Origin of the sequence: Erysipelothrix inopinata (assembly GCF_014396165.1) — a bacterium.
Lineage (GTDB): Bacteria > Bacillota_I > Bacilli_A > Erysipelotrichales > Erysipelotrichaceae > Erysipelothrix > Erysipelothrix inopinata.
In genome coordinates this window covers 1,328,184-1,340,255 of sequence record NZ_CP060715.1, presented here as the reverse complement: position 1 = coordinate 1,340,255, position 12,072 = coordinate 1,328,184, and the positions used below count along the sequence as shown (strand labels likewise).

The 12,072-nt window shown below is 35.2% G+C and carries 11 protein-coding genes and 1 other annotated feature; all 11 genes read right to left on the bottom strand.

Annotated elements, in window-relative coordinates; translation table 11 throughout:
• Window positions 1-27 precede the first annotated feature (27 nt).
• The 11 genes from H9L01_RS10885 to H9L01_RS06530 all read right to left on the bottom strand — a co-directional run bounded on the left by H9L01_RS10885 (window position 28) and on the right by H9L01_RS06530 (window position 11,939).
• Window positions 28-324, bottom strand: coding sequence for an amino acid--tRNA ligase-related protein (locus H9L01_RS10885; protein WP_415696572.1), 297 nt, complete (start codon window positions 322-324; stop codon window positions 28-30).
• A 65-nt stretch (window positions 325-389) separates the two neighbouring features.
• Window positions 390-1,391: an amino acid--tRNA ligase-related protein gene (locus H9L01_RS06575; RefSeq protein ID WP_187533172.1), complete on the bottom strand. Its 1,002-nt coding sequence runs from the start codon at window positions 1,389-1,391 to the stop codon at window positions 390-392.
• Window positions 1,392-1,426: 35 nt separating this feature from the next.
• Window positions 1,427-1,661: a binding site (T-box leader), on the bottom strand.
• Between the two features lie 46 nt (window positions 1,662-1,707).
• Window positions 1,708-2,655: an aldose epimerase family protein gene (locus H9L01_RS06570; protein WP_187533171.1), complete on the bottom strand. Its 948-nt coding sequence runs from the start codon at window positions 2,653-2,655 to the stop codon at window positions 1,708-1,710.
• Entirely contained in the window at window positions 2,648-3,811 is a 1,164-nt protein-coding gene (locus H9L01_RS06565; RefSeq protein ID WP_187533170.1) for a galactokinase, read from the bottom strand. The genes H9L01_RS06570 and H9L01_RS06565 overlap by 8 nt, the downstream gene beginning before the upstream one ends.
• 9 nt (window positions 3,812-3,820) lie before the next feature.
• Window positions 3,821-4,399: a sugar O-acetyltransferase gene (locus H9L01_RS06560; protein WP_187533169.1), complete on the bottom strand. Its 579-nt coding sequence runs from the start codon at window positions 4,397-4,399 to the stop codon at window positions 3,821-3,823.
• On the bottom strand, window positions 4,396-6,753 hold the full coding sequence (locus H9L01_RS06555) for a glycoside hydrolase family 2 protein (RefSeq protein WP_187533168.1): 2,358 nt from the start codon (window positions 6,751-6,753) through the stop codon (window positions 4,396-4,398). The genes H9L01_RS06560 and H9L01_RS06555 overlap by 4 nt, the downstream gene beginning before the upstream one ends.
• Window position 6,754: 1 nt before the next feature.
• The gene (locus H9L01_RS06550) at window positions 6,755-7,027 is read right to left on the bottom strand and encodes a hypothetical protein (RefSeq protein WP_187533167.1); all 273 of its coding nucleotides are present in this window, start codon (window positions 7,025-7,027) and stop codon (window positions 6,755-6,757) included.
• Between the two features lie 2 nt (window positions 7,028-7,029).
• Window positions 7,030-8,166: an ABC transporter permease subunit gene (locus H9L01_RS06545; RefSeq protein ID WP_223151007.1), complete on the bottom strand. Its 1,137-nt coding sequence runs from the start codon at window positions 8,164-8,166 to the stop codon at window positions 7,030-7,032.
• Window positions 8,167-8,175: 9 nt separating this feature from the next.
• Window positions 8,176-9,669: a sugar ABC transporter ATP-binding protein gene (locus H9L01_RS06540; RefSeq protein ID WP_187533166.1), complete on the bottom strand. Its 1,494-nt coding sequence runs from the start codon at window positions 9,667-9,669 to the stop codon at window positions 8,176-8,178.
• Window positions 9,670-9,727: 58 nt separating this feature from the next.
• Window positions 9,728-10,774, bottom strand: a complete 1,047-nt coding sequence (locus H9L01_RS06535) for a substrate-binding domain-containing protein (RefSeq protein ID WP_187533165.1) — start codon at window positions 10,772-10,774, stop codon at window positions 9,728-9,730.
• 157 nt (window positions 10,775-10,931) lie between these two features.
• Window positions 10,932-11,939, bottom strand: a complete 1,008-nt coding sequence (locus tag H9L01_RS06530; RefSeq protein WP_187533164.1) for a LacI family DNA-binding transcriptional regulator — start codon at window positions 11,937-11,939, stop codon at window positions 10,932-10,934.
• Window positions 11,940-12,072 lie beyond the last annotated feature (133 nt).

Genomic DNA, 12,072 nt, shown 5'->3' with positions numbered 1-12,072 from the left:
GCTCTACCCAAAATGGTAGAGCTTTTTTTAGAATTCTGCGTTTCCGGGTGTTCGCGGGTAAGCAATAACATCACGAATATTTTCCATACCTGTAATGTAGCGCATGAGACGTTCCAATCCGATTCCAAAACCACTATGCTGACACGTTCCAAATCGTCTTGTATCCAAGTACCATTGATACTCCGATAAATCCAAACCACATTCCACAATTCGCTCTTTTAATACTTCGTATCGATACTCCCGTTCACTGGCACCAACAACTTCTCCAATACCTGGAAATAAGAGATCCGTTGCCCCCACTGTTCCATCCTCTTCAACCAACATATAAAATGCTTTCTGTTCTTTAGGGTAGTGTGTAACAAAGACAGGTTTACCAAATATGACATCTGTTAAGAAATGTTCATGCTCCGAATAGAGACGCTCTCCCAAGTAGGAATGATTTTAAACTCATCATGATATGGCTCGAGCATTGAAATTGCTTCTTTATAGGAGATCTTAGCAAATGGTTCTCGTATCGTTTTGTTTAATTTGTCAATAAGTTCTTCTTCAATATAGGTATCAAAAAACATAATTTCTTCATGAGCATGTTCCAATGTATAGCTGATTGTTGATTTAATCATCGACTCGATGACTTCAATTATTTCATCAAGTCCTACAAAAGCCATCTCTGGTTCTATTTGCCAAAACTCTGCCACATGTCTTGAAGTATTTGATTTCTCAGCTCTGAAAGAAGGTCCAAAAGTGTAAACATTTCGAAATGCATGAATGAAGGGTTCAAGGTTCAATTGACCCGTAACACTCAAATAAGCTGGTTTATGAAAGAAGTCTTCTTCATAGGACTGTTTTTCCTTCTCTGCGTCGAGTGTTGATATTCTAAATACTTCTCCCCCACCTTCAGCATCTGTGGTCGTTATCGCTGGTGATTGAATATAAGTAAAGTCATTTTCATGAAGAAAAGATTGCATTCCTTGAGTTAGAATGGATCGTGTTCTAAATACTGCATTGAACGTGTTTGTACGTGCTCGCAAATGTGGAACAGTTCGTAAATATTCAAAACTATGACGTTTCTTTTGGAGTGGATAATCTGCATCCGCTAAACCTTCAATTTCAACATTGGAAACTAAAATTTCAACAGATTGTTTACGATTGATTGGGATTTGAACAACACCCTGAATTCTTACACAACTTCCTAGGGTTAAGGTTCCAAGTGATTCAAAAAACGGACTGTTCTTATCAACAACACATTGAGTTGTTGATAGTTGGGTACCATCATGAAGTTCGATAAATCCGACATTCTTCGATTTCCTAACGGTCCTAACCCAACCTGCTGTATACACTTCGACTCCTGGTTCTTGAATCTTACTAATTGATTTTAATGTCTGTACTCTCATAATATCCTCCTTGTACAAAAAAACAGCATCTATCCCATAGGGACGAAAATGCTGCTTTCCGCGGTACCACCCAGATTATCATGACGATCACTTTACAATTCTAACAAATCGTGCCCAATGATAACGGTAGAGCAGTCCCGTTTATCCCTACTCAATTCAGGATAACAACTCAAAGGGGTTACTTTATTATGCTTACTTAATGATCTCTCACCATCTATCATCTCGCTTGAAGCAGCTTTTAATAAAACATGTCCTTATCAACGTTTTTAATTTTACATATAATACACTATAATTTTGGATCAATCAACTTAAGTTATTAAATATTTTCAAACTCATACTCAATAACATATGTATACCTGTCCTCAGGATTTAAAATATAATCAGGATTATTCAAGACCCAAGGTGCAGGAATTTGAGGCTCTATAGCAACCGCTTCATGGTTTGCACTCATTTTACCGAGACTGTCTTTAAATGCCTGATCCCAATAATTTGCAAAGTAGAGATGGATTGCAGGATAATCAGTTCTCACCGTCATTTTCAAATCATCAGATTGGAGAATCATTTCATTCGAATTTAGGAGAAATGTATGATCAATATGACCTGTCAGATCAAATTGTGGATGTTTCATTTTCAATAGACGTTCAACATCCCTCAGTTCATCAAGATTAAACACACCATCTTTTTCGAGTTCGAGACCGTCATTAACCATATTTTCATTGAGACCAAAGACTATTTTTGAAGGAACTTTAATCTGATGTTTCTCTAGATTACCGTGATCATTGAGTCTAAAATACATATGATTCGTAAGATTAAGCGGCATTGATTCAGTTACACTTGCTTCTAGTTTAAGGACCATTTTATAACCGACTAATCGATATTCTATTTTGTACATAACATTTCCAGGATATCCATCAGCTTGATGATGGCCAAGTCCTTCGAGAAGGACATAATCACCATCACTTTTTTTAACTTCAAACATTACTTGGCTCAAACCATGTTCACCACCATGAAGATGACTTTCATTATTATTCGGTTTCAATGGATATTTTTGGTTTGCAACAACTACAGTATTATTCTTAACTCTGCCTGCTAGGGGGCCAATGCATGATCCGAGATAGACATCGTTTTTTAAATAATCTGATTCCATTTCATAACTTGCAATGATATTTCGATTCTTAGGTTTCCATACCATTGATTTTACAGTGGCACCTTGTGGCAACATTTCAACTTTTAAAAATTCATTTTCTATGATGATATTATTCATTAATCTCATGGGCTCCTTCACCAATTTGGGCTACATAAAAGCTCGCATCATAGCCTATTTGCTTTGAATATGTTTCTTGAACCGTTTCGATAAGTGTGTCGATTTGATCATCTTTAACGAGTGCAATCGCACAACCTCCAAAACCTGCACCTGTAACACGCGCACCAATGGTACCCTCCACACTTCGTGCAGCATCGACAAGTGTATCCAATTCAATTCCTGTGACTTCATAATCATCACGCAAGGAATCATGACTTTTATTCATTAACATTCCAAAAGATATAATATCATTTTTTTCTAAGACTTCAACCGCTTCGAGAGTTCTTTCATTTTCGCTTACTGCATGACGTACTCTTTTGTATATAACACCATCAAAGTGATTCTTAATGGACTCTAATTGTTCAGAAGTCAATTCACATATCGAAGCAACATCATAAAATTTTCGAATAATCTGAAGTCCTTGATCACATTCTTTACGTCGCTTGTTGTAAGCTGAATCAATAAGATCACGACGTTTGTTCGTATTCATGATTACAATAGATATATTATCTAACTTAATCGGCACATAACGATAGGATAACGTATTGGTATTCAGTAAAATTGCTTTATCCATTTGACCCATTCCGATAGCAAATTGATCCATGATACCGGAATTAACACCTACAAATTCATTTTCTGCACGTTGCGAAATAACGACACACTCAAGCATACTAAGATTTAAATTGTATGCTTTATTTAATAATGTCGCTGTGACGACTTCAATAGAAGCACTACTTGAAAGTCCGGCACCATGAGGAATATTTCCTTCGTATAATATATCCATTCCAGTATCTAACTTGTATCCATCGTCTAAGATCATTTTGAACACCCCTTTAGGGTAGTTTGTCCAACCATCTTTCTCAGCAAACTTTAAGTCATTCAGATCAACTTCAATAATTCCTTTATCTTCAAAGTTAAGCGAATAGAAACGAATGATATGATCTTCTCTTCGTCGTGCAAGTGCATGAGTTCCATAAGTTATTGCACTTGGAAATACATACCCACCACTGTAATCAATGTGTTCCCCTATCAAATTGACTCGACCCGGAGCGAAGAATTGATATTCAGGTTCCTCACTAAATAATTTCTCAAATATTTCAGTTTTTGAATCACTCACATAGAACACCTACCTTTTTTCATCAATATTACGAATAACCTTACAAGGCACCCCAAAAGCAACAACATTATCCGGTATATCTTTTGTCACAATACTCCCTGACCCAATGATGACATTTTCACCAATTCTAACGCCAGGATTTACAACAACATTGCTTCCAATCCACGTATTATTACCAATACTGATTGGTAATGAATATTGATACCCTGCAATACGATCAACCCTGTTTTCTGGATGACCTGCTGTCGTAAGTGTGACATTGGGACCCACTAAGACATTATCCCCAATACTTACTTCTGCATCGTCTACAATAATAAAATTAAAATTGGCATAAAAGTTTTTTCCTATATGAATATGTTTTCCGTATGAAAATCGGACAGGTGCTTCGATCCAGAAAGGCTCTGTAATCTCAGCAAACATTTCTTGGATAAGCGCATTTTTTTGTTCTTGATCAATCGGAGAAGTTTGATTGTATTTGAATTGAAGAACTTTTGCTTTATTTCGTTCTTCAACAAGTTCGTCAAGCATATCTTTATATAAGCGTCCATCATTCATTTTTTGTTTTGTTTCTAAGTATTTTGAACTCATTGAATGCTCAATTCAACAGTCTGAGAGAAACTACGATTCGATATTTTCACCCATGCATTACCAGTAGTACCATGAATACTCTTGACCCAAAATGAACGTACACCACCAATTAGACTTACCAAATCATCTCCAATAATTTCAATATTATCACTACACTCTAATTCAAATACATCGTTAGAGTATACTTGTCGATTGCCATTTTCATTGATTCTTTCAATCGTTAATCGTGTAACATCGTATGTTGCTTCATTAATGAGTGTTGATGAATCAGCGGTGACCTTAACATTGCTTTCAAATTCCCCACCTTTTCGAACTGTAATAACAGGTTTATCATTTTGGTAGCCAATAAACTTATATACGACAACCTTGTTAGACCAGTTTTGTATATATTTATTGTGAAGATTCATGATGTGGTCAAGTTCTTCATCGTTCTTAGCTAGTTCTCTAAATGTTTCGGGAAGACCTTGAATACTATATCTAGTGATAGCACGATGAATCTCTTTGATACGATTTGCTTCTTGTGGTGTGTACCCTTCTTCGTCAACCAAGGTATTCCCAAACCAATCTATCAACATTGGAGCGTGTGGAAGATTTGCAAACAAATCAATATTTGGTGTCAAGGTTGAAACAAGTTCATCGTTACGGTACATTTCAACGTAGTCACAGTTTGTAAATACATACGCATCTGAAATAATCGCACGATCATGCTCACCAATATTCATCTCCGAAGAGACAGTAAGATACGGTGTTGTGACACCTTGTGATGCATAAGCAGCACTTGCCATTTTCGTATTTCTAAACATGTCCATCACACCGTGATAGCAAATTCTGTCACCACTACCAAATTCGATATGTGTATTATAATCAAACGCACACCAGCCAATTGATCCTGATATTTCTTTTTTACCCATCATATGGTTGATAATGTTCAGATGTCTTAAGGTATGCATCTGGCGTCTTGCCTCATTGTCAAAACTTTTTGTTGGGAAAGTATGACCACTATGCTCTGTGACAATAGCAGGAATATTTGATACAGGGAACACTTTACGTGTATCGGTCAATGCATGACCATCACGATAATCAAAATCATTATACGTGTACACATCCTCCAACCAGGCATTTTTATCTGGTTTAACCATTTCAATATTACGAATACCACCTGTTTGTCGATGTGGGTCTAATTTTCGTGCCACATCATTTGTTCGTGTATAAAATTCTTTGTCATCTTGAGACTCATTAATTCTAACACCCCAATTTATAATTGAAGGATGATTTCGATGGGCAAGAATCATTTCACTGACATTTTTAATAGAAATCTCTTTCCATTCTTGATCACCAATATTTTGCCACCCTGGTATTTCTTCAAATACGAGAAGCCCAATTTCATCACAACGATTTAAGAAATGTTTTGATTGCGGATAATGTGAACCACGCGCCAAATTAACACCCAATTCATATTTCAAAATATCCGCATCTTTAGCTTGAGCACTTTTGGGCATTGCATAGCCAACATAAGGATAACTTTGGTGTCGATTTAATCCAATAATATTCAGATGGTTTCCATTCAGGTAGAATCCTTTATCCGTAAATTGTGCTTCACGGTATCCGGTTTTGAATGAATACGTATCATAGATTTTATCTTTAGTTTTTAGCGTGACTTTTACATCATAAAGAGTTGGATTTTCAAGACTCCACAATTCAATACTCTTTGCATCAAACTTAAAAGATTCCTTTATATCGTGAAGTTCTATATCTTTTAATGCAATAAATCCGATGTTTTCGTGACTAATTTCCACATCTACTAGAAGTCCATCAAGTTGCTTATTTACTTCAAGATCCAAGCCAATAACTGGAGACGAAAGGAGATCCAAACCATAAGAATAAACATCTTTGATATAGTATTCATTCTTCTGAATTAAATTTACTTCACGATAGATACCCCCATAAGTGAGATAGTCAATGACCTTTCCAAATGGTGGTATGTTTAAAGTTTCAGAACTATCTACAAACACCGTTAAGAGATTTTCTTTTTCTTTTAACTCTTGGGTTATCTCAAAGGTAAATTGTGTGTATCCACCTTTGTGATCGCCAACGTATATCCCATTCAGATATACTTGAGTATAATGAGCTACTCCTTCAAATTCTATAAAAGTATGATTGAACGATGTATCTGCATCAAAAACATATTGGTAACTTGATTTTATTTGATAATCTTTTTCGTTAACATAATTATAAGGAAGCTCAACATTAGTATGAGGGATTTGAATACGATTCCCAGAAGTCATGATTTCATAAATATATTTTTCATCATATTGTGCATCATAAAGCCAGTTATTATTTATCGATTTAATCATTTTATCCTCCTAAAACAAACCAAACAATAAACAGTAATTGAATTAATAAAATCAGTGAATTTGTCACTACGAATTTCTTATTTGATCTTTGAAAATCAAGACTTACAACACCACATAACACGCCAATAGAACCGAACATTGCTGAAGAGATATAGATCATTGATAGTTCTCTTTGTGTTAACGATTCTTTTTCAAGTTCTAGTTTCTTTGCTTGAAAAGTCATCATCAGTCCCATAAAGGTGGATGCAATCAGTAAAATTACGATCGTATCCATGATTACTTACGAGCAATGGTTTTGCGCATATCAATAGCCACTGTAACAATGATAACTAGACCTTTGATTGCATATTGCCACTCTGGAGAAATTCCTAAGAAGATTAATGAGGTTGTAATTAATTGAAGAAGTAAAACTCCCACTACAACACCACGTACCTTACCAATACCACCGGAGAATGAAATACCACCGATAACACATGCAGCGATGGCATCAAACTCTGCACCGACACCTGTTGTTGCGGAATTAGATCCTACAACTGCGCTTTCAATAAAACCATTAATACCAAAGAGCACTCCTGCAAGAATAAATGTAACAATGATCACACGATCAACATTAATTCCTGAAACTGCAGCTGCTTCAGCATTACTACCAATCGCAAAGATATTTTTTCCAAATATTGTTTTATTCCAAATAAACCAAATTATTGCAGTAATAATGATGGCATAAATGATATAAAATTGAATTTTGATACCACCAATATAGAATCCGCCCGTAATTAATTCGGTAAATTCGGGTCGTAAACCACCTAGAGCTTGTCCACTATTTCCATTCAAGTTAAGAAGTGATAGTGCTAATGTTTGGATAATTAATTGAGTTCCAAGTGTTACGATAAAGGGATGAATTTTGAACTTTGCTACAAAGAATCCATTGAACAGTCCAAATAACGCTCCAATTATAATCACACAAACAAGTACCAATAGGATACTCATATTTCCAAGTTCTGGAAATAATTTCGTAGGGTAATCTGCTCTTTGTAGTAGAGCAGTGGAAACTAATGCGGTAATTCCGAGGATTCTCCCTGCAGAAAGATCGGTAGCAGAAATAATAATTAAACCCGCAATTCCAAGAGCAATTGGAAGTCTTTTAGCAACTAAGTTGATATTGTTGACAATAGATTGAGTTGATAAGAATGCAGGTCTTGAGATCGCGACAAATGTAATAAATACAAGCATCGCAATGTAGAGACCATTCTTTAAGAAGAAGTTCTTAACATCTTCTTTTTGTTTTTTTAGTTCAAGTTCGTCCAGACTATCACGATACGATTTAGAAAAACCGAGTCGAATCATCTTTCGAATTGATGTAAAGAAATTAGTTATAGGTTTAAAAAAACTATTTAAACTTTTATCTTGTTTCATGTTATCCTCCTACAAGTATTTAGCTGAAAGCGCCATTAATTCTTCTTGGTTAGTGCTTTTAGCATCTACAACTCCAGCAACTCGATGATTTGACATAACTAGAATGCGATCACAAATACCAAGTAATTCTGGCATTTCAGATGACACCATGATGATACTCTTGTCTTTTTCAGCAAGTTCAAGCATAAGCTGGTAAATCTCATATTTTGCACCAACATCAATGCCTCGAGTTGGTTCATCCAACATCAGAATCTCCGGAGAGGTCAATAGCCATCTTCCAAGAATTACCTTCTGTTGATTACCACCTGATAGTGACATAATTCGTGTTTCTGGTGATGGTGTTTTTACATGTGTTGCGTTAATGACCCATTTTGCATCAGCATCTGATAATTTATCAGATAGAATACCATGTTTTTTATATTCTTTGAGGTTTGCAATGATGGCATTGTCTTTAACACTAAGAACTCCGAAAATACCGGTTGCACGTCTTTCCTCTGTAAGCAATGCAAATCCATTATCGATGGCTTGAATGGGACTTTTATTCAAAATTGATTTTCCATGCAAGTGGACTTCGCCACTTCCATAAGTTCGCATCCCATATAATAATTCTAGTAATTCAGACCGTCCTGCGCCAACAAGACCTGCAACACCGAGAATCTCACCTTTTCTAAGATCAAACGTCGCATCATTCACTGAATCAGGATATAATCCCGAAAGATTATTAACTTCCAAAAGGATTTCAGATGGTTTATTGGTCTTGTCAGGAAATCTTTGTTTGAGCTCTCTACCTACCATTTGATTGATAATTATATCCGTAGTTAATTCACTCGCCGAAGTTGTGGAAATCCATGTACCATCTCTAAGAATTGTAACTTCATCAGAAATTGTTAGAATCTCTTCCATCTTATGGGAAATATAGATAATGGCACATCCTTGTTCTTTGAGTTGAAAAATAATTTCAAAGAGATGTCCAACTTCTTTTTCAGTTAATGATGACGTTGGCTCATCGAATACGATTATTTTTGAATCATACGAAACTGCTTTCGCAATTTCTACCATTTGTCTTTGGGAGACAGAAAGTTCACTCAATGTTTCGAGTGGATCAACATTAATATTTAGGGATTTGAAGATTTCTAATGTATCTTTGTACATTTTCTTCTCATCAACTACAATTCCCTTTTTGGGATATCTTCCTAACCACATATTATCCATAACGCTTCTTGATGTTGCTTGATTTAGTTCTTGATGAACCATAGCCACACCATTTTCAAGTGCTTGTTTGGGATTATCAAAATGAACTTGTTTCCCATCAATTTCGATATGTCCGCCATCTTCGATATAGATTCCAAACAAACATTTCATTAGCGTGGATTTACCTGCACCATTCTCACCCATTAACGAGTGAATTGTTCCCTTTTTGACTTTCAAATTAACATTATCGAGTGCTTTAACACCTGGGAACGTCTTGGTAATATTATTCATTTCCAGAATTAATTCTTTCATCTCATACACTCCGTATCTAATAAGTGAAATAGGCTCAAATGAGCCTATTATCAAAACTCTATTTATGTACTGCAGGATCGTACGCTACGTCTTTAATAACGATACGTTTGAAGTCTCCATCATATTTTAGATCTGTTCCTTCAATAAATTCTTTTCCATCACGTTTATTTTTAACCATCATGGTTATGACATTTGCATTTTGTTTTGCATCTTGCAATACTGTTCCAGCTAGTTTGTGATTTGCAATTAAGTCTTTGCCTGAGTCTGTTGCATCATAACCAAATACAGGAATGAATTTAGCATCATCGCCTTTATTGTAGTCCTTATCGTTCAATGCTGAGACGACACCTTCTGCAATTCCATCATTATTTCCAATTACAAGATCAATAGAACTTGGATCACTCAGGGTTGAGAGAATGGTACTCATTGCATCTTTACCTTTTGCTGCTGACCAGTCATCTGCAAGTAAATCTGAAGGAGCGGATGCATGACGTCTAAGTTCTGGTTTACCAGCTTCTTTTAAAACTTCATTAGCTCTTTCAACTGAATACTTAGTACGAGCAGTAGCCGCATCATGTGATAACTCTGCACGAATCATTATGTAGTCAATTACACCATCTTCTTTAGCATATTTGTCATAATCTTTTAGAAGGTAATTAGCAATTAACTCACCTTGTACTTTTGCTCCACCTATAACATCTCCATCCATAAGGACAGCTTCTTCCTGATCTTTAAATATTTCATGTGGTGGTTGACGGTTAAAGAATATTGTTGGGATATTTGCATCTTTAGCTTTTTTAATAACAGTTTCACCCGTTTCAGCTTCAACAAGATTTAATACTAAGATACTTGCGCCAGAGCTAATTGCAGTTTCAATTTGCTCATTTTGTTTCGATTGGTTATTTGCGCCATCATAAAATTTATATTCAATGCCAGCTTCTTTAAATTCTTTTTCAAGATTCGTTCGAATTTCACCAACGAATGGGTCTGCATAGTTCCAGAAGAATACGTGAGCAGTATAATCTTTACTTTTTGAGCAAGCAGTAAGTCCAAATGTAACAACTAATACTAATGATACTAATAACGCTTTTTTTAATTTTTTCATAGTTCCTCCATTTTGCGTTCTTAAATATAATTCGCATTCCTTCAATTCTTAGTATTTATTAAAATCCCTCCCTCGTTTACTAAAAAATGGTTAATATTAAAGTAAATGTTTACCTTATATTAACCATATTAGAATATGTAAGCGCTTTTGTCAACTGCTATTTTAAATCAAAGACACTTTCACGTTCAACAAATTGAGTGGAGCAAACCACTTTAAGTGGAATGGATTGCTTTGAATTAATTTGAAGTAATAGCATATTTACAGCTACTTCACCCATATATTTAGTTTCGAGTCTTGTTGTAGTCAGTGGAGGATTCATAAATTTTGCTGTCTGAATATCATTGAATCCAACAATTGATATATCCTTACCACCAATTTTATCCATTTCACCCAGTGCTCTGAGGGCTCCCATTGCAATGGTATCACTCGCACAAAAGAATGCTGATGGACAATCATCATGTTTCAATGCTTCTAACATCGATTCATATCCTGTCATTGCATTAAATGATCCTGTAAAAACAAATGATTCATTGAAATTCATTTCATGATCATTTCTCATAAAATTTAGATACGTTATTTCTCTCTTATCAATGTATTCTATTTTGGTTGGTCCTAAATATTCACGACCCCCAATATACCCTACATTACGATGTCCCTTATCTTTAAGGTACTCTAGAGTGCGGAATGTTGCTGTTTCAAAGTCATGAACCACACTCGAATACTTATCTTTATTTGGATTAGAATCTACGAAGATTAGATTACTGCAATGATTACTGAAATCATTTGCTTGTTGTAAAGAGAACTTGCCTAAACAAATTAATCCAATGAGCGAATCATCTTCAAATACGTCTTGAATATTTTCCATATAAAATTTTCGTACCATAATGCGATTCATGATACAGAAGTTTTCGACACTTTTTCTTAACTCATAATAATATGGATCCTCTTCTTCTTCATAGCTAGATATCCATTGAATAATCCCCACGACCATTTCAAACTGAGTCGTTTTCTTTGGCTTAATCTTATACCCTAATTCCTTTGCAATACGAATAACTTCTTCTCGAGTTTCATCTTTAACACTTAAAGTTTTATCCTCATTTAAGATTCTTGAGACTGTAGCATTACTTACCCCCGCTGCTTTAGCAATATCTTTAATCGTTGCCATAGACACCTCCAATTAACTAGATTATAGCACCTAAGTAAATTTTAGTAAACTTTTAACTCTCAACACTATTATTTTACTCATAAAGATATAAAAAGGTTTCCAAATAATATGGAAACCTTTAGAAAATTTAGTT